The sequence below is a fragment of the Allobosea sp. P1_A7 genome (genome assembly GCF_056406775.1).
Genome location: NZ_JBFTZN010000047.1, coordinates 1 through 18,545, shown reverse-complemented (window position 1 = coordinate 18,545; position 18,545 = coordinate 1). Strand labels below are relative to the sequence as shown.

Below are 18,545 nucleotides of genomic sequence, written 5' to 3'. Positions count from 1 at the left end.
CATGAACATCCACGAATATCAAGGCAAGGCGGTCCTCAAGGAGTACGGCGCGCCCGTCTCCGCCGGCTTCCCGGCCCTTACGGTGGCGGAAGCCGTCGAGGCCGCCAAGAAGCTCCCGGGCCCGCTCTATGTCGTGAAGAGCCAGATCCATGCGGGTGGTCGCGGCAAGGGCAAGTTCAAGGAACTGCCGGCCGATGCGAAGGGGGGCGTGCGTCTCGCCAAGTCGATCGAAGAGGTCGAGTCCCATGCCAAGGAAATGCTCGGCAACACGCTCGTGACGGCCCAGACCGGCCCGGCCGGCAAGCAGGTCAACCGCCTCTATATCGAGGACGGCTCGGACATCGAGAAGGAGTTCTACCTTTCGGCCCTGGTCGACCGCGAGACCTCGCGCGTTGCCTTCGTGGTTTCGACCGAAGGCGGCATGGACATCGAGGCTGTCGCCCATGACACGCCCGAGAAGATCCTGACCTTCTCGGTCGATCCCGCGACCGGCATCATGCCGCATCACGGCCGCACCGTTGCCAAGGCGCTGGGTCTCACCGGCGACCTCGCCAAGCAGGCCGAGAAGGTCATCGCCCAGATCTATGCCGCCTTCGTCGGCAAGGACATGGCGATGCTCGAGATCAACCCGCTGATCGTGACGACGCAGGGCCAGCTCAAGTGCCTCGACGCCAAGGTCTCGTTCGATTCCAACTCGCTCTACCGTCACCCCGAGGTGATGACGCTGCGCGACGAGACGGAAGAGGATGCCAAGGAGATCGAGGCGTCCAAGTATGACCTCGCCTATATCGCGCTCGACGGCACGATCGGCTGCATGGTCAACGGCGCGGGCCTCGCCATGGCGACGCTCGACATCATCAAGCTCTACGGCGAGGAGCCGGCGAACTTCCTCGATGTCGGCGGCGGCGCCTCGGAAGAGAAGGTCACTGCAGCCTTCAAGATCATCACCGCCGATCCGCAGGTGAAGGGCATCCTGGTCAACATCTTCGGCGGCATCATGAAGTGCGACGTCATCGCGCGCGGCGTCATCGCCGCCGTGAAGGCGGTCGGCCTCCAGGTCCCGCTGGTGGTGCGCCTCGAGGGCACGAATGTCGAGGAAGGCAAGGAGATCATCCGGACCTCCGGCCTCAATGTCATCCCGGCGGACGACCTCGACGATGCGGCACAGAAGATCGTCGCTGCGGTCAAGAAGGCTTGAGGAAAAACAATGTCCATCCTGATCGACAAGAACACCAAGGTCATCTGCCAGGGCTTCACCGGCAAGAACGGCACCTTCCACTCCGAGCAGGCGATCGCCTACGGCACGCAGATGGTCGGCGGTACCTCGCCCGGTAAGGGCGGTGCGCTGCATCTCGGCCTGCCGGTCTTCGACACCGTCGCCGAGGCGCGCGACGCGACCGGGGCCGATGCCTCCGTCGTCTATGTGCCGCCTCCGGGCGCGGCCGATGCGATCTGCGAGGCGATCGACGCCGAGATCCCGCTGATCATCTGCATCACCGAGGGCATTCCGGTGCTCGACATGGTGCGGGTCAAGCGTTCGCTCTCCGGCTCGAAGTCGCGCCTGATCGGGCCGAATTGCCCGGGCGTCGTCACCGCCGGCCAGAGCAAGATCGGCATCATGCCGGCCAATATCTTCAAGCCCGGCTCGGTCGGCATCGTCTCGCGCTCCGGCACGCTGACCTATGAGGCCGTATTCCAGACCACCCGCGAGGGTCTCGGCCAGACCACGGCCGTCGGCATCGGCGGCGACCCGGTCAAGGGCACCGAGTTCATCGACATGCTCGAGATGTTCCTGGCCGACCCCAAGACCGAGTCGATCGTCATGATCGGCGAGATCGGCGGCTCGGCGGAAGAGGACGCCGCGCAGTTCATCAAGGACGAGGCCAAGCGCGGCCGCAAGAAGCCGATGGTCGGCTTCATCGCCGGCCGCACGGCTCCTCCCGGCCGCCGCATGGGCCATGCCGGCGCGATCATCTCCGGCGGCAAGGGCGGCGCGGAAGACAAGATCGCCGCGATGGAAGCGGCCGGTATCCGGGTCTCGCCTTCGCCGGCTCGCCTCGGAAAGACCTTGGTCGACGTGTTGAAGGGCTGAACGCCCCCGCGACGAGATGGCCGGGCCAGCCCGGCCATCTTACTTAAGACGCAATGACGGCATGAGACGCTCCGGGAACGGGGCAGGACGACGGTAGAAGGCAGGACGACAATGGCTCGCCAGGACATCAACGAGGCTCTCGCGCAGACGGGTTTCCTCTATGGCGGCAACGCGGCCTATATCGAGGACCTCTATGCGCGCTATCAGGCCGATCCGAATTCGGTCGACGAGCAGTGGCGCGGGTTCTTCGCCGGGCTGAAGGATGATGGCCCGGCCATTATCCAGAACGCTAAGGGTGCGTCCTGGACGAAGCCGAACTGGCCGATCCATGCCAATGGCGAGCTCATCTCGGCGCTCGATGGCCATTGGGGCGTGGTCGAGAAGGTCATCGGCGACAAGCTCAGCGCCAAGGCCAAGGCTGCCGGCGCGACGCTCAGCGCGTCGGACGTGCAGCAGGCGACGCGGGATTCCGTGCGCGCCATCATGCTCATCCGCGCCTACCGGATGCGCGGCCATCTCCATGCCAAGCTTGATCCGCTCGACATCGAGCAGGCGAGGGATCCCGAGGAGCTGTCGCCGGCCACTTTCGGCTTCACCGACGCCGATCTCGACCGCAAGATCTTCATCGACAACGTGCTCGGCATGGAGTTCGCCACGCTTCGCGAGATGGTCGCGATCCTGCAGCGGACCTATTGCAACACGATCGGCATCGAGTTCATGCACATCTCCGATCCGGAGCAGAAGGCATGGCTGCAGGAGCGGATCGAGGGGCCGGACAAGGAGATCGCCTTCACCCGCGAAGGCAAGAAGGCGATCCTCAACAAGCTGGTCGAGGCCGAGGGCTTCGAGAAGTTCATCGACCTGAAATATACCGGCACCAAGCGCTTCGGCCTTGATGGCGCCGAGGCGCTGATCCCGGCGCTGGAGCAGATCATCAAGCGCGGCGGCGCGCTCGGCGTGCGCGACATCGTCTTCGGCATGGCCCATCGCGGCCGCCTCAACGTGCTGACCCAGGTGCTGGGCAAGCCGCACCGCGCGCTGTTCCACGAGTTCAAGGGCGGCTCCTTCGCTCCCGACGATGTCGAGGGCTCGGGCGACGTGAAGTACCATCTCGGTGCCTCGTCCGACCGTGAGTTCGACGGCAACAACGTCCATCTCTCGCTGACCGCCAACCCGTCGCATCTCGAGATCGTCGATCCCGTGGTGCTCGGCAAGGTCCGCGCCAAGCAGGATCAGTTCGGCGATATCGTCGAGCGCTCCAAGGTGCTGCCGCTGCTGCTGCATGGCGATGCCGCCTTCGCCGGCCAGGGGGTCGTGGCCGAGTGCCTCGGGCTGTCCGGACTGAAGGGCCATCGCACCGGCGGCTCGGTGCATTTCATCATCAACAACCAGATCGGCTTCACCACCTATCCGCGCTATTCGCGGTCCTCGCCCTATCCGTCCGACGTGGCGAAGATGGTCGAGGCGCCGGTCTTCCATGTGAACGGCGACGACCCCGAAGCGGTCGTGTTCGCCGCCAAGATCGCGATCGAGTTCCGGCAGAAATTCCACAAGCCGGTCGTCATCGACATGTTCTGCTATCGCCGCTTCGGCCATAACGAAGGCGACGAGCCGGGCTTCACCCAGCCGCTGATGTATCGCAAGATCCGTGGCCACAAGACGACGCTGGAGCTCTACGCCACCAAGCTGGAAGCCGAAGGCGTGGTACAGCCGGGCGAGTTCGACGAGATGAGGGCGGCCTGGAAGGGCAAGCTCGAGATCGAGTTCGACGCCGGCCAGACCTTCAAGCCCAACAAGGCCGACTGGCTGGACGGGCGCTGGGCCGGCATGAAGGCGATCCGCGCCGACGAGGACGACCCGCGCCGCGGCGCGACCGGCGTTCCGGCCGCGGTGCTGAAGGAGATCACCGAGAAGATCACCTCGACGCCGCCCGGCTTCAACGTCCACCGCACGATCCAGCGCTTCCTCGACAATCGCCGCAAGGCGGTCGAGGCCGGGCAGGGCATCGATTGGGCGACGGCCGAGGCGCTCGCCTTCGGTTCGCTGCTGCTCGACGGCCACCCCGTGCGTCTCTCCGGCCAGGATTGCGAACGCGGCACCTTCTCACAGCGCCACTCGGTGCTGATCGACCAGGAGACCGAGGCTCGCCATACCTCGCTGAACAACATCCGCGAAGGCCAGTCGCGCTACGAGGTCATCAACTCGATGCTCTCGGAAGAGGCGGTGCTCGGGTTCGAATACGGCTACTCGCTGTCGGAGCCCAACGCCCTGACTGCATGGGAAGCGCAGTTCGGCGATTTCGCCAATGGCGCGCAGGTCGTTTTCGACCAGTTCATCTCGTCGGGTGAGCGCAAGTGGCTGCGCATGTCGGGCCTCGTCTGCCTGCTGCCGCATGGCTATGAGGGCCAGGGGCCGGAGCATTCCTCGGCCCGCCTCGAGCGCTTCCTGCAGATGTGCGCCGAGGACAACATGCAGGTCGCGAACTGCTCGACCCCTGCGAGCTATTTCCACATCCTGCGCCGGCAGCTGAAGCGCGACTTCCGCAAGCCGCTGATCCTGATGACGCCGAAATCGCTGCTGCGCCACAAGCGCTGCATCTCCGACCTGTCGGAGCTGGCCGAGGGCTCGACCTTCCACCGCGTGCTGCATGATGATGCCGAGCGCGGCCGGTCCGAGACGAAGCTGGTCAAAGATGGCAAGATCCGCCGGGTCGTGCTGTGCTCCGGCAAGGTCTATTTCGACCTGCTCGACGAGCGCGAGAAGCGCGGCATCGACGACGTCTACCTGATGCGCGTCGAGCAGCTCTATCCGTTCCCGCTGAAGACGCTGGCGCAGGAGTTGGCGCGCTTCAAGGCCGCCGATGTGGTCTGGTGCCAGGAGGAGCCGAAGAACATGGGCTCCTGGACCTTCGTCGAGCCCTATCTCGAATGGGTGCTGGGCCATGCCGGCTCGAAGCCGAAGCGCCCGCGTTATGTCGGACGCCCGGCCTCGGCCGCGACAGCGACCGGCCTGATGTCGAAGCATACCGCCCAGCTCGCAGCGTTCATGGACGAGGCCTTCGCGGCCTGACCCTGTCCGAAGACGCCAGACAAAGACACGAACAAGAGGCCTGATATGGCGACCGAAATCCGCGTACCCACACTCGGCGAATCCGTCTCGGAGGCGACGATCGGCAAATGGTTCAAGAAGCCGGGCGAGGCTGTGAAGGCCGACGAGCCCCTGGTCGAGCTCGAGACCGACAAGGTCACGCTCGAGGTGAACGCCCCGGCTGCCGGCGTCCTCGGCGAGATCGTCGCCAAGGAAGGCGAAACGGTCGGCGTCAACGCCCTGCTCGGCTCGATCTCGGCCGGTGACGGCGTGGCTGCAGCTCCGRCAAAGCCTGTCGCGGCTGCCGAGGCTGCGAAGCCTGCCGCTGCTCCGGCCGCTGCTGCTGCGCCGGCGACCAAGGCTGCCGATTCCGGCCCGGCCGTCGCGCGCCTCGCCGCCGAGAGCGGCGTCAATCCGACGAATGTCGCGGCGTCCGGCAAGGACGGTCGCGTCACCAAGGGCGACATGCTGGCCGCCATCGCGACGGGTTCAGTGGCTGCGGCTGCGCCCGCAGCTCCGGTCCAGGTCCGCGCCCCGTCGGCTCCCGATGACGCTTCGCGCGAAGAGCGCGTCAAGATGACGAAGCTGCGCCAGACCATCGCGCGCCGCCTCAAGGAGGCGCAGAACACTGCCGCCATGCTCACCACCTTCAACGAGGTGGACATGTCGGCCGTGATGGCGCTGCGCAACCAGTACAAGGACGTGTTCGAGAAGAAGCACGGCGTGAAGCTCGGCTTCATGGGCTTCTTCGTGAAGGCCTGCGTGCAGGCCCTGAAGGAAATCCCCTCGGTCAATGCCGAGATCGACGGCACCGATATCGTCTACAAGAACTACTACCATATCGCGGTCGCGGTCGGCACAGACAAGGGCCTCGTCGTGCCGGTGGTTCGCGATGCCGACCAGCTCTCGATTGCCGGTGTCGAGAAGGAAATCGGTGCGCTCGGCAAGAAGGCGCGCGATGGCGCGCTCAAGATCGAGGACATGCAGGGCGGCACCTTCACGATCTCGAATGGCGGCGTCTATGGCTCGCTGATGTCGACGCCGATCCTGAACGCGCCGCAGTCGGCTATCCTCGGCATGCACAAGATCCAGGAGCGCCCGATGGTGGTCGGTGGCCAGATCGTCGTGCGCCCGATGATGTATCTGGCGGTCAGCTACGATCACCGCATCATCGACGGCAAGGAGGCTGTGACCTTCCTCGTTCGCATCAAGGAAGCTCTTGAGGACCCGGCACGTCTCGTCCTGGACCTCTGAGTTCGCATAGGACCGCGGGACCCGTGCCCGTGCCCGGCACGTCGCTCAGGCGGCCATCGCCGGGTGCGAGCTTGGTTCCCATTTCAAGGGCCTGATCCGGCYGCGCGACCACTCGGCTTGTCTTGCGGTCTCGCGCTGGGATCAGGGATAGGGAAGGAGTTCGCGATGGCTTTTGGCCCCAATCCTCCCTCGCTCCAGGCGCATCTTTGCGTCAAGGGCGGCCTCCAGGCGATCGCCTTCTACGAGAAGGCTTTCGGCGCCGAGTGCACCTTCAAGCAGATGGCGCAGGATGGCGTGCGGGTGTTGCACGCCAATCTTGCGCTGTTCGGCAGCGAAATCCTGCTGCATGACGAGTTCCCGGAATTCGGGGGGCCTGTCGCTTCGCCGCATGCACATGGCGGCGCCAGCATCGCGCTCAACGTCAATCTGCCGAGCCCGAGCGATGTCGACGCGGCAATGGCCCGGGCGGAAGCTGCGGGCGCAATCACCTTGATGCCGGCGGGCGATGTGTTCTGGGGCGCGCGTTACGGCCGCCTGACCGATCCCTTCGGCCATGTCTGGGCCTTCAACGCGCCGCTGGCGCCGGGCTGAAGCCTAAGCCCGATCGCGCCATTGCTTCAGTGCACGACCATCGCCGAGAAGGGGAGGACATAGGCCTGCAGCATCACGAGGCCGCCGACGAGGCAGGCCAGCGCGATCGAATGCCAGAAGACGAAACGCAGGATCGTGCCCTCGTGCCCGAACCAGTTTGTCGCCGTGGAGGCGACGACGATCGACTGGGCATCGATCATCTTGCCCATGACACCGCCGGACGAGTTCGCCGCCCCCATCAGGATCGGCGAAAGGCCGAGCTGTTCGGAGGTGACCTTCTGCAGATTGCCGAACAGCACGTTCGAGGCGGTGTCCGAGCCCGTCAGCGCCACGCCGAGCCAGCCGAGCAGGGTGCCGAAGAAGGGATAGAGCACCCCGGTTCCGGCAAAGGCGAGCCCGAGGGTGGCATCGATGCCTGAGAGCCTGGTCAGGGTACCAATCGCCAGCATGGCCGAAATGGTGATCAGAGAATAGGCGCAGAGCCTGATCGTCCGGACATAGGTCATGATCATGCGACCAGGCGTGAATCCCATGACGAAGCCGGAAATGATCGCTGCGATCAACATGCCCGAGCCGGTATAGGAGAGCCAGGTGAATGAGAACACGGCGGCCTCCGGTGTCGGACGTGGCGCAACCGGCGCCACCTTGGCGATCTGGTTATGGAGATCCGGCACCGGATAGCTCCACACGGCCCAGGAATTCACGCTGGTCTTGAACCAGTCCGTGCCCCAGATCAGCAGGATCGCGCAAACGATGATCCAGGGCGCCAGGGCCATCCAGACCTGCGCAGGTGCGGGCCGCTCCGTGGATACAGCCGGTATGATTCGCCCCTCGGCGGAGATGTCATGGCCGCGCAGGGCCGGGGAGGCCCAGATCTCGCGGGGCTTCCAGATCTGCAAGAAGCCGATCAGGCAAGCCATCGAGATCAGCGAGGCGCCGATATCGACGATCCAGGGATTGATGAAGTTCGAGATGAGGAACTGCGGCACTGCAAAAGAGACGCCGGTGACCAATATCGCCGGCCAGATCTGCAGCATGCCACGCCGGCCGGCGAAGACCCAGATCAGCCAGAACGGCACGAGCAACGAGAAGAACGGCAATTGTCGGCCGACCATGGCTCCAAGCAGGAACGGATCAATTCCGGTGACCTGGCTGAGCCCCTGGATCGGGGTTCCAAGAGCACCAAAGGCAACCGGCGCCGTATTGGCGATGAGCGAGAGCCCAGATGCCGCCAAGGGGGAAAAGCCGAGGCCGATCAGGATCGCACCTGTCACCGCGACCGGAGTGCCGAAACCGGAAGCGCCTTCGAAGAAGGCTCCGAAGGCGAAGGCAATCAGCAGGAGCTGAATCCGTCGGTCGCTGGTCACTCCGCCGATCGTGGTCTGCAAGGTTTCGAAGGCGCCTTTCTCGACCGTAAGTCGGTAGAGAAAGATCACATTTAGGACAATCCAGCCTATTGGAAAGAATCCAGTCACCGCTCCGAGCGCCGTGGCGCGGGCCGACATTCCGGCGGGCATCGTGAATATAAATATAGCCACAAGATTGGCGACAATAAGAGCAATGATCGCTGCAATATGTGCTTTGACGGTATTTGATGCGATCAATCCTAATAATACAAGGACGGGAAGCGCTGCGGCGAGCGTCGACAGGGCGCTGTTTCCGAATGGGTCGTAGACCTGATTCCACATGGCGCTATCTTCCCTTGAGCCATCGCAAGGCGGGAACGCGAAATGTGCTTCTTGGTATTGTTGCGAATTATACGCTCAATCAACCGAAATGATAGCAATCGCGCTCGCAATGTCGACATCTATTGCGGGCATGGCGGACTGCGTCAAAGCGATGTATTGCGGCCGGTAAGACGCCGCGCCGCGAGTGTCGGCGCGCATTGCCTGCTCAACGGAAGGAAGTCATGTCCTACGATCTCGTCGTCATCGGTACTGGCCCCGGGGGCTATGTCTGTGCCATCCGCGCCGCTCAGCTCGGCCTCAAGGTCGCCGTGGTGGAGAAGCGCAAGACTCATGGCGGCACCTGCCTGAATGTCGGCTGCATCCCGTCCAAGGCCTTGCTGCACGCGTCGGAAATGTTCGAAGAGGCCGGCCACACATTCCCGAGTCTCGGCATCAGCGTCGGCACGCCCAAGCTCGATCTCAAGCAGATGTTGGTCCACAAGCAGGAGACGATCGACGCGAACGTCAATGGCGTCGCCTTCCTGCTGAAGAAGAACAAGATCGAGGCCTTCCAGGGCACCGCCAGCATCCCCGGCGCGGGGAAAGTCGAGGTCACGGGCGCGGATGGCAAGAGCCAGGTCCTCGAGACCAAGAACATCGTCATTGCGACGGGTTCGGAAGCGGCCGGCCTGCCGGGCGTCGAGATCGACGAGAAGACCGTAGTGACCTCGACCGGCGCACTCGAGCTTGCGTCCGTGCCGAAGGAGCTGCTGGTGGTGGGCGCCGGCGTAATCGGTCTCGAAATCGGTTCGGTCTGGAGCCGTCTCGGCGCCAAGGTCACCGTGGTCGAATATCTCGACCGCATCCTGCCCGGCATGGATGACGAGATCGCCAAGCAATTCCAGCGCATCCTGCAGAAGCAGGGCTTCGAATTCCACCTAGGTTCCAAGGTCACCAAGGTCGAGACGGGCAAGAAGGGCGCGACCGTCACGGTCGAGCCCGCCGCCGGCGGTGAGGCCAAGACGCTGTCTGCCGATATCGTGCTGGTCGCGATCGGCCGTCGTCCGAACACCGATGGCCTCGGCCTGGACGCCGCTGGTGTCGCGACCGAGCGTGGTCGCGTCGTGATCGACGACCATTTCAAGACCAACGTCGCGGGCATCTATGCCATCGGCGACGTGGTGCGCGGTCCGATGCTCGCTCACAAGGCCGAGGACGAGGGCATGGCGGTGGCCGAGCTGATCGCCGGCAAGGTTGGGCATGTGAACTATGACGCCATCCCGAGCATCATCTACACGGCTCCCGAAGTCGCCGCGATCGGCAAGACCGAGGAGGAGCTGAAGGCTGCGGGCATCGCCTACAAGATCGGCAAGTTCCCCTTCACCGCAAATGGCCGCGCCCGCGCCATGCGCCACACCGAGGGCTTCGTGAAGTTCCTCGCCGATGCGGCGACCGACCGCGTGCTCGGCTGCCATATCATCGGCCCGCATGCCGGGGACCTGATCGCCGAAGTCACGGTGCTGATGGAGTTCGGCGGCTCGTCGGAGGATCTCGCCCGCACCTGCCATGCTCATCCGACGCTGGCCGAGGCGGTCAAGGAAGCTGCGCTCGCCGTCGACAAGCGCGCGATCCATATGTGAGCGGCATCTCGATTCCCGGCCGAAGCGTAGGCGGAGGCCCGGGAATCTCAGCCCATATGACAAACGCCCGGCGCTTCGCCGGGCGTTTCACGTTTCGGGTGATGCGAAGGCAGAACCGGCTTCCGCGTGACCTCGGCTTTATCGGCCCCGCCTTGCGTGAAAGGCGGTCAGGGTGTTGCGCAGCAGGCAGGCGATGGTCATCGGGCCGACGCCGCCCGGTACAGGCGTGATCGCGCCTGCAACCTTCACGRCCTCGGCAAAGTCGACATCGCCGGCGAGCTTGCCGTCGGGCAGGCGGTTGATGCCGACATCGATTATGGTGGCGCCGGGCTTGATCCAGTCACCCCTTACGAAGTGGGGCCGCCCGACCGCCGCGACCAGGATGTCGGCGCGCCGGCAGATTGCGGGAAGATCGCGGGTACGGGAATGGGCGATGGTGACGGTGCAGTCGGCCTGGACCAGCAACTGCGCCATCGGCCGGCCGACGATGCCCGAGCGGCCGATCACCACGGCTTCCAGTCCGGCGAGCGTTGGCAGGGTCTGCTTCAGCAGGATCATCGAGCCGAGCGGCGTGCAGGGGATCAGGCTGGCCTGTCCGTTGGCGAGGCGGCCGACATTGATCGGATGGAAGCAGTCGACGTCCTTGGCGGGGTCTATCGCCTCGATCACACGGTCGGGATTGATGTGCTTCGGCAAGGGCAATTGCACCAGAATGCCGTCGACGCTGTCGTCGGCATTCAGCGCGGCGACCTTGGCCAGCAACTCCGCTTCGCTGGTCTCGGCCGGCAGGCGGTGAACCGCAGAGTTCATGCCGATCTCGCCGGCAAGCTTTTCCTTGGAGTTCACATAGACACGGCTCGCCGGGTCGTCGCCGACGAGCACGACATGCAGGCCGGGGACCAGGCCCCGTTCAGCCTTGATCGCGGTGATCTCCTGGCCGATCTCGGCACGCAGTGCCGCAGCTGCCGCCTTGCCGTCGATGATGCGCGCCTGATCCGCCATGACCCACCGCCTGTGTTTCGCTGAGTGCTCCTCATGCGCGATCATCGTGCGGGCGGCAAGTATCGACGCACCATTATCGATGCGCCGTCGCCTTGGCCATTTGCGCCAAAGGCGCTGTTCTTGCCTGCGGCGACGGCAGCGTGATCGCCGCCTTGCCGCCACTCATGCTGGCCTGTATCGAGCGAGGGCAAGGCAGCGATTGACGGGATGGAGTGCTGACGACGTGACGACAGGATTTGCCGCCATTCCCGCCTCGACCAGCTATCGCCTGACCAATGCCCGCTCCCCGCTCTGCCTGATCGAGGGCGCGGATCTTGCAGCCGATCGTGACGGGCTGGCGCTGGTCGACCTTCGCGTCGAGGATGGGCGCATCGCGTCGATCCTGCCGGCCGGTACGGAAGCGCCGGAGGGCGGTCCCAGGCTCGATCTCGATGGCGGCATCGTGCTGCCGCGGCTGGTCGATGCGCATGTCCATCTCGACAAGGGCCATATCTGGCCGCGCCGCCGCAATCCGGACGGCACCTTCATGGGCGCACTCGAGAATGTCATGGCCGATCGCGAGGCCAATTGGACGTCGGAAGATGTGCGTGCCCGCATGGATTTCGGCCTGCGCTGCGCCTTCGCCCATGGCACGAGCGCGGTCCGCACCCATATCGACTCGCTCGGCAAGCAGATCGGCATCTCCTGGCCGGTGCTGGCCGAGATGCGGGCGGAATGGGCCGGGCGTGTTGCGCTGCAGGCCTCGCCGCTTTTCGGCATCCAGTTTGCGCTCGACGCCGAGCACATGCAGGCGGTGACGCGGGCCGTGAAGGCGCATGGCGACGGCATCTTCGGCTGCGTCACCTATATGATCCCGGAGCTCGCGGAGGCGCTCGACATCGTCTTCCGCACGGCGATCGAGAACGGCTTCGATCTCGACTTCCATGTCGATGAGACCAATGATCCGGCGGCGCGGTCGCTTGAATACATTGCCGAGGCCGCACTCCGGCATCGCTTCACCGGAAAGATCCTCGCCGGCCATTGCTGTTCGCTCGCTGTGCAGGCTCCGCAGGATGAGGCGCGGATCATCGCCAAGGTCGGGCAAGCCGGCATTGCGGTTGTGTCCCTGCCGATGTGCAACATGTATCTGCAGGACCGCGACGGCGGCCGCACGCCACGCTGGCGCGGCGTCACTGCGCTGCACGAACTGAAGGCTGCCGGCGTGGCGGTGATGATCGCTTCCGACAATACGCGCGATCCGTTCTATGCCTATGGCGATCTCGACCTCGTCGAGGTGCTGCGCGAAGGCACCCGCATCCTCCAGCTCGATCATGGCCCGACGGATTTCGCGGCGATGATTGCGCGCGCACCGGCTGCGATCATGGGCGTCGCCGACAAGGGCGTTGTGGCGCCAGGGCTGTCCGCCGACCTGATCCTGACCCGCGCCCGCGACTGGACCGAATTCTTCGCGCGCCCCCAGGCTGATCGCACGGTGCTGGTCGCCGGCAAGGCGATCGACCGGACGCTGCCGGACTACCGCGAACTCGACCATCTGATGAGCAAGAGCGCATGAGCCCCCGCTACGACATCGCCGCCCTGAAGAACCGTCTCGGCGGAATCAGGACCGAGGACAATCCGGCACTGGTGAAGCAGAAGAGCCGCGACTTCTTCTGGTACTCGCCGACCCTCAAGCGTCAGCTCGACCACGTCACGGCCGATATCATCGTCTCGCCGACCAGCGAGGCCGAGGTGCTGGACGTCCTTGCGGCCGCTCATGCACTCGGCATTCCGGTGACGCCGCGCGGCACCGGGACCGGCAATTACGGCCAGGCGATGCCGCTCTCTGGCGGGGTGCTGCTCGATCTCTCGGGGTTCAACAAGGTCAAGTCGATCCGGCCTGGACGCTATGTCGCCGAGCCGGGCGCGGTCATGGCCCGCATCGACGAGCAGACGCGGGCGCATTCCAGGCAGGAGCTGCGCCTGCATCCCTCGACCTATCAGACCGCTTCGATCGGCGGCTTCATCGCCGGTGGCTCGGGCGGCGTCGGCTCGATCAAATGGGGTGGCCTGCGCGACTGGGGCAACATCATCCGGCTCAAGGTCGCGACGATGGAGGCCTCGCCCCGGATCCTCGAATTCACCGGCGACGACCTGCACAAGGTTGCCCATGCCTATGGCACCAACGGCATCATCACCGAGGTCGAGATGCCGCTCGGGCCCGCCTATGACTGGGTCGACGTCATCCTCGGCTTCGACACGCTGCGCGCGGCGACCGAGTTCGCCAATGCGCTCGGCGAGCAGGACGGGCTGGCGCTGAAGAACCTCGCGGTCGTCGCGGCCCCGGCGCCGCATGACTATTTTCTGCGGCACAAGAAATTCCTGCCGCGCGACAGCCATGTCGTGATCGTCATGGCCGCGGATTTCGCAGTCGATGCGCTGCTCGCCTACGCCCGGCATTTCCGCGGCGCCGAACTGCTGATGCGCTCCGACAAACTCTCGCCGGAAGAGGCCAAGGGCCTGCCGCCGGGCTATGAGCTGGGCTGGAACCACACGACGCTGCGGGCGCTGCGGGTTGACCCGTCCATCACCTATCTCCAGGTGCTCTACCCCTTCCCGAACCAGGTCGAGCTGATCCAGCGCATTCATGAGCGCTTTGGCGACGAGGTGCGCTGCCATCTCGAATTCGTCCGCTTCGACGGCAAGGTCACCTGCTTCGGCCTGCCGCTGGTGCGCTTCACCAGCGAGGAGCGGCTCGAGGAGATCATGGCGATCCATGAGGAGATGGGAGCGCCGATCTTCAACCCGCATCGCTACACCTTGGAAGAAGGCGGCATGAAGCAGACCGACGAGCTGCAGCTCGCTTTCAAGCGCGAGGCCGATCCGCAAGGCCTGCTCAATCCCGGCAAGATGATCGGCTGGGAGGATCCGTCCTACGATTACAAGTCTGGCAAGACCTTCCTGTTCCGCAGCCTGGCCGATGCCGGCGTGGGTGGCTGATCATGCGCGTGCTCGTCCTCTACGCTCATCCCGATCCGGACAGTTTTGGGGCGGCGTTGCATCGGGCCGTGGTGAAGGGGCTCGAAGAGGCCGGCCATGAGGTCGACGATTGCGATCTCAATGCCGAGGGCTTCGATCCGGTGCTGAGCCGGGAGGGCCGGGTCGGCTATCACGATGTTGCCAGCAACACGCTTCCGGTTGCCGGCTATGTCGAGCGGCTACGAGCAGCCGAGGCGCTGGTCCTGTGCTTTCCTGTCTGGAATTTCGGCTATCCCGCGATCCTCAAGGGCTATTTCGATCGCGTCTTCCTGCCCGGTGTTTCGTTCAAGCTGAACGATGGCAAGGTCAGGCCCAATCTCTGGAATATTCGCCGTCTCGTGGCCGTCACGACCTATGGCGGCTCGCGCTGGCGCGCCTTTCTGATGGGCGATCCGCCGCGCAAGGTGGTGTGTCGGGCCCTGCGCGCCGTTTGTCATCCAAGTGCGCGGCCGCTTTACCTGGCTCACTACGACATGAATCGCGCAACAGCGGGGAGCCGAGACGCCTTCCTTGCGCGCGTCTCGAAAAAGATGCGTACTCTGTGATTGTGCGCTGCACTTGCGTCATCACACTGTCATGATCGCAAGCGATCTCAGAGCCGGCGAATAGATTTCCGAGCAGTTTCCAAGGACCGGCTCATGACCAAGTCCCTCGAGAAAAGCGTCGGTCGAGCTCTCCTTGTGGCGGCGCGCCTGCATCGGGCGCGCATGGGCGAGAGGCTCAACGGCCTCGGACTCTTTCCCGGGCAGGAGCAGGCGCTGAAGGCCCTCCAGCCAGCCCCGATGACGATGGGCGAACTGGCGACCCTGCTTCGGGTCAAACCGCCGACCGTGTCCAAGACCATTGGCCGGCTCTCCTTGCAGGGGCTGGTGACGCGCGAGGGCGGTAGCCGCGATGGCCGGCTGGTTCAGGTCGCGTTGACCGAGCACGGTCAGAAGACCGCGGCTGCGCTCGATGCGGTCTGGAATCAGGTCGAGGACGAACTGCTGGAAAAGCTAGACGCCAAGGAGCGCAAGCAGCTCCGCAAGCTGCTGCGCAAGGCCTCGAAGGGCCTTTCCAAGGCCGGGGCCGAAATCGACGAGCCTGACGCCGATGGGGATGAGGCCGAGGCTGAGGCCTGATCAGCGCATGGAACGCATGCCCTCTGGCGCTGGCGTCGTTCCCTAAATCGGTTAAATCTCTCTCMGTCATTCTCCTCACGCATGACGGGACGGTCCTTTGCCCGCCTATTCCCATCGACCGGAAACGGGCCGCTCCCGCCTGATCGCCATCGGGCTGATGTGCGGTGCTGTGCTGTGTTTCTCGCTGCTCGATACCAGTGCGAAATGGCTGGCCGGTCATATGGACCCGCTTCAAGTGGTGTTCGCGCGCTAYGCCGGCAGCATGATCCTGGTCTCGCTGCTGCTGAACCCCTGGAGCCATCCCGGTATCCTGCGCACCAAGAAGCCCTGGCTGCAGGCGGTGCGTTCGCTGCTGCTACTCGGTTCGACGGCGCTGAACTTCTTCGCGCTGAAATACCTGCAGCTCGCCGAGACCGTGTCGATCATGTTCGCGACACCGCTTCTGGTGGCGCTGGTTTCCGGGCCGCTGCTCGGCGAATGGCCGGGGCCGCGCCGGCTCGTCGCGATCGGTGTCGGGTTCATCGGCGTGCTCGTGATCACACGGCCCGGCCTTGGCGGCATGCATCCGGCGGCGCTGCTCTGCATGATCGGCGTCGTCTGCTACGCCTTCTATTCGATCTCGACCCGGCTTCTGGCGGCCTTCGACCCGCCGGAAACGACAATGGTCTATTCCGGCGTCGCGGGAACGGTTGCGCTGCTGCCGCTCATTCCCCTGTTCTGGACCTGGCCGAACGGGCCGTTGCCCTGGGCGCTGATGCTGGTGACCGGCGCCATGGGCGGCTTCGGGCATTGGCTGCTGATCCTGGCACACCGGCTGGCGCCCGCCACGGTGCTGGCGCCGTTCATCTATTCGCAGATCGTCTGGATGGTCACGCTCGGCTATCTCGTCTTCGGGCAGCTTCCCGACCGCTGGACCTTCATCGGCGCAGCCATCGTGATCTCGTCGGGCCTCTATCTGCTCTATCGCGAGCGGGTCCGGGCCGTGCCCGAGGGCTCGGCCCGGCTCGATTGAGCACTGGCAGGGCTCAGTCCTTCGGCGCCAGCGAAACGCCGCTCTGCTGGGCGATCCAGTCGGAGAGCATCGGCACGTAATCATCGCCCCGGCCATTGGCGACGGCGGAGGCATAGGCGTTCTTGACGGCGTTGCCGATCGGGTTCGGGACGCCTGCCGCATTGGCGACGCCTTCGAGATAGCGCACATCCTTCAGCGCGTTGACCAGCGTGAACTTGTGCGCGTCACGGTCGCGCTCCAGCACGTATTTCATGAAGGTCTGATAGAAGCCGCAATCCATCCGGCTGCCGGAGAGCACGCTGTTGAAGGTCTGCGGCGTGATGCCGATCTTCTGGGCCAGTGCGAGCGCCTCGGAATAGATCGCGCCATAGCCCATCGACAGGAAGTTGTTGAGCAGCTTCATCTTGTGGCCGTCGCCGACGGGGCCGAGATGGACGACCTTCTGTGCCCAAGCCTCGCAGGCCGGCTTGATGCGGGCGAAGACCGCATCGCTGGCGCCGATCATGGTCGAGAGCTGGCCCTGGGCGGCCTGTGCCGGCGTGCCGCCGAGCGGTGCGTCGCAGAGATGCAGGCCTTTCGCCTCGAGTTCGGCAGCAAGGCGGATGGTCGAACCGGGATCTGAGGTCGAGCAATCGACCACGATCGTGCCGGGCCCGGCGCCGGCGACGATGCCGTCCGGGCCGTTCAGCACGGCCTCGACCTGGGGCGAGCCGGTCACGCACAGGAAGATGATCGTCGCCTGCGAGGCCAGTTCCTTCGGTGTCCTGGCTTCGGTTGCACCAGCCGCCACCAGTTCCTCGACCGGCTTGCGGTTGCGGTGGCCCATCACCGTCAGCTGGAAGCCCTTGTCGAGGAGATTGCGGGCCATGCCTTGCCCCATCAGGCCGACGCCGATGAAGCCGATCGACTCTTTCGCGGTGCTCATCTTCAATTTCTCCGACTTATATGAGAAGGACTCGATCAGACGGCCTTTCGCAGGCCGGTTGAAACTCGCGGGACTCTTTCGCTTCCGTCTGAAGAGGGCGTGTCATGACCAGCAACGGCCACACCCCGGAGGCCGGGCCAGCCGGGAAGGCGGGACTGGCTGCGCCGGGCCGTGGGCGCGTGACATTGCAGATCATCGCCGACCATCTCTCCGTGTCGACGGCGACGGTGTCGCTGGCCCTGCGCGGCTCGCCTCTCGTCGCGGACGCGACACGGCTGCGGGTTCAGCAGATCGCGCGCGACATGGGCTACAGCTACAACCGCAGCGCCGCGTCGCTGAGGACCGACCGCACCAATATCCTTGGCGTCGGCTTCCACGACATCACGAATCCCTATTTCGCCGAACTCCTGGCCGCGATCGAGGAAACGGCGACGGCGCATGGCCGCTCGATCCTGCTCGGCACCTATGCGGAGAACCTGGAGCGGCAGGACCGGGTCCTGAACACCCTGAAGGAGTATCGACCCGACGGCATGGTGATCTGTGCCGCAGGCGGCAGCACGGCTGAAACCTTCGGCCATCTGATTGAGGCCGGTGTTCCGCTGGTCCAGCTCTCCCGGGAGATTCCTGGTCTCGACCTCGATTTCGTGGGGTCGGATGATCATCACGGCACCGTGCTGGCGCTGGAGCATCTGATCGGTCTTGGCCACCGGCGCATCGCCTTCCTTGGCGAAAACAACCTGATCTCGACGGGCCGCAACCGGTATCGCGGTTACTGCGAGACGCTCGCCCGGCACGGGATTCCGCTCGATCCTGCGTTGGTCTATGCGTCGATCGGCACCCGCGAGAACGGCCTCAAGGGCATTCAGAAGGTGCTCGATGCGGAGAACCCGCCAACCGCGGCCGTCTGCTTCAATGACCTCATCGCCTTCGGCGCGATGCTCGGTCTGCGTCATCGTGGGCTGGAGGCCGGGGTCGAGTTTTCGCTCGTGGGCTGCGACGACGTCCAGGAAGCGGCGCAGTGGTATCCGGCGCTGACCACGCTGAAGAACTTCCAGGACGAGATGGGCCGCAAATCGGCGGAACTGCTGATCCGGCGCATCGAGAATCCGACTGCGCCGACGCAGCGGATCGTGCTGACG

The 18,545-nt window shown here is 64.8% G+C and carries 15 protein-coding genes; 12 read left to right on the top strand and 3 right to left on the bottom strand.

Annotated features, from left to right (window positions below):
* Window position 1: 1 nt before the first annotated feature.
* The 5 genes from sucC (at window position 2) to AC1D34_RS10580 (ending at window position 7,024) form a co-directional block, all read left to right on the top strand.
* Complete coding sequence (gene sucC, locus AC1D34_RS10600) at window positions 2-1,198, top strand: ADP-forming succinate--CoA ligase subunit beta (protein ID WP_441492436.1); 1,197 nt, start codon at window positions 2-4, stop codon at window positions 1,196-1,198.
* Between the two features lie 9 nt (window positions 1,199-1,207).
* A complete protein-coding gene (gene sucD, locus AC1D34_RS10595) occupies window positions 1,208-2,092 on the top strand; it encodes a succinate--CoA ligase subunit alpha (protein WP_069878765.1) in 885 nt (294 codons plus the stop codon).
* A 111-nt stretch (window positions 2,093-2,203) separates the two neighbouring features.
* Window positions 2,204-5,161, top strand: a complete 2,958-nt coding sequence (locus tag AC1D34_RS10590; RefSeq protein ID WP_441492437.1) for a 2-oxoglutarate dehydrogenase E1 component — start codon at window positions 2,204-2,206, stop codon at window positions 5,159-5,161.
* Between the two features lie 45 nt (window positions 5,162-5,206).
* Window positions 5,207-6,433: a 2-oxoglutarate dehydrogenase complex dihydrolipoyllysine-residue succinyltransferase gene (gene odhB / locus AC1D34_RS10585; protein WP_476824215.1), complete on the top strand. Its 1,227-nt coding sequence runs from the start codon at window positions 5,207-5,209 to the stop codon at window positions 6,431-6,433.
* 165 nt (window positions 6,434-6,598) lie between these two features.
* Window positions 6,599-7,024, top strand: a complete 426-nt coding sequence (locus AC1D34_RS10580; RefSeq protein WP_441492439.1) for a VOC family protein — start codon at window positions 6,599-6,601, stop codon at window positions 7,022-7,024.
* Window positions 7,025-7,050: 26 nt separating this feature from the next.
* Here AC1D34_RS10580 and AC1D34_RS10575 read toward each other — a convergent pair whose 3' ends face one another.
* A complete protein-coding gene (locus AC1D34_RS10575) occupies window positions 7,051-8,712 on the bottom strand; it encodes an L-lactate permease (RefSeq protein ID WP_476824214.1) in 1,662 nt (553 codons plus the stop codon).
* 221 nt (window positions 8,713-8,933) lie between these two features.
* On the opposite strand from AC1D34_RS10575, the gene lpdA reads away from it, so the two are divergent.
* Window positions 8,934-10,331 carry a dihydrolipoyl dehydrogenase gene (gene lpdA / locus AC1D34_RS10570; protein ID WP_441505791.1) on the top strand — a complete coding sequence of 466 codons (1,398 nt, stop codon included), beginning with the start codon at window positions 8,934-8,936 and terminating at the stop codon, window positions 10,329-10,331.
* A 138-nt stretch (window positions 10,332-10,469) separates the two neighbouring features.
* On the opposite strand, the gene folD is transcribed toward lpdA, so the two are convergent.
* Window positions 10,470-11,333 carry a bifunctional methylenetetrahydrofolate dehydrogenase/methenyltetrahydrofolate cyclohydrolase FolD gene (folD, locus tag AC1D34_RS10565; RefSeq protein ID WP_476824213.1) on the bottom strand — a complete coding sequence of 288 codons (864 nt, stop codon included), beginning with the start codon at window positions 11,331-11,333 and terminating at the stop codon, window positions 10,470-10,472.
* A 223-nt stretch (window positions 11,334-11,556) separates the two neighbouring features.
* Here folD and AC1D34_RS10560 point away from each other — a divergent pair, with 223 nt between their 5' ends.
* The 5 genes from AC1D34_RS10560 to AC1D34_RS10540 all read left to right on the top strand — a co-directional run bounded on the left by AC1D34_RS10560 (window position 11,557) and on the right by AC1D34_RS10540 (window position 16,481).
* Entirely contained in the window at window positions 11,557-12,885 is a 1,329-nt protein-coding gene (locus tag AC1D34_RS10560; protein WP_441505789.1) for a cytosine deaminase, read from the top strand.
* Entirely contained in the window at window positions 12,882-14,309 is a 1,428-nt protein-coding gene (locus tag AC1D34_RS10555; protein WP_476824212.1) for an FAD-binding oxidoreductase, read from the top strand. The genes AC1D34_RS10560 and AC1D34_RS10555 overlap by 4 nt, the downstream gene beginning before the upstream one ends.
* A 2-nt stretch (window positions 14,310-14,311) precedes the next feature.
* Window positions 14,312-14,893, top strand: a complete 582-nt coding sequence (locus AC1D34_RS10550; RefSeq protein ID WP_441505788.1) for an NAD(P)H-dependent oxidoreductase — start codon at window positions 14,312-14,314, stop codon at window positions 14,891-14,893.
* 93 nt (window positions 14,894-14,986) lie between these two features.
* Entirely contained in the window at window positions 14,987-15,469 is a 483-nt protein-coding gene (locus tag AC1D34_RS10545; RefSeq protein WP_441480592.1) for a MarR family winged helix-turn-helix transcriptional regulator, read from the top strand.
* A 97-nt stretch (window positions 15,470-15,566) separates the two neighbouring features.
* Window positions 15,567-16,481 (top strand): DMT family transporter, encoded by a 915-nt coding sequence (locus tag AC1D34_RS10540; protein WP_476824211.1) that lies wholly within the window; start codon window positions 15,567-15,569, stop codon window positions 16,479-16,481.
* A 13-nt stretch (window positions 16,482-16,494) separates the two neighbouring features.
* Here the strand turns inward: AC1D34_RS10540 and AC1D34_RS10535 are convergent, their stop codons facing one another.
* Window positions 16,495-17,412 (bottom strand): NAD(P)-dependent oxidoreductase, encoded by a 918-nt coding sequence (locus tag AC1D34_RS10535; RefSeq protein ID WP_441492447.1) that lies wholly within the window; start codon window positions 17,410-17,412, stop codon window positions 16,495-16,497.
* Window positions 17,413-17,510: 98 nt separating this feature from the next.
* Between AC1D34_RS10535 and AC1D34_RS10530 the strand changes: the two genes are divergently transcribed.
* A partial coding sequence (locus tag AC1D34_RS10530) for a LacI family DNA-binding transcriptional regulator (protein WP_476824210.1) occupies window positions 17,511-18,545 on the top strand: 1,035 nt, incomplete at its 3' end.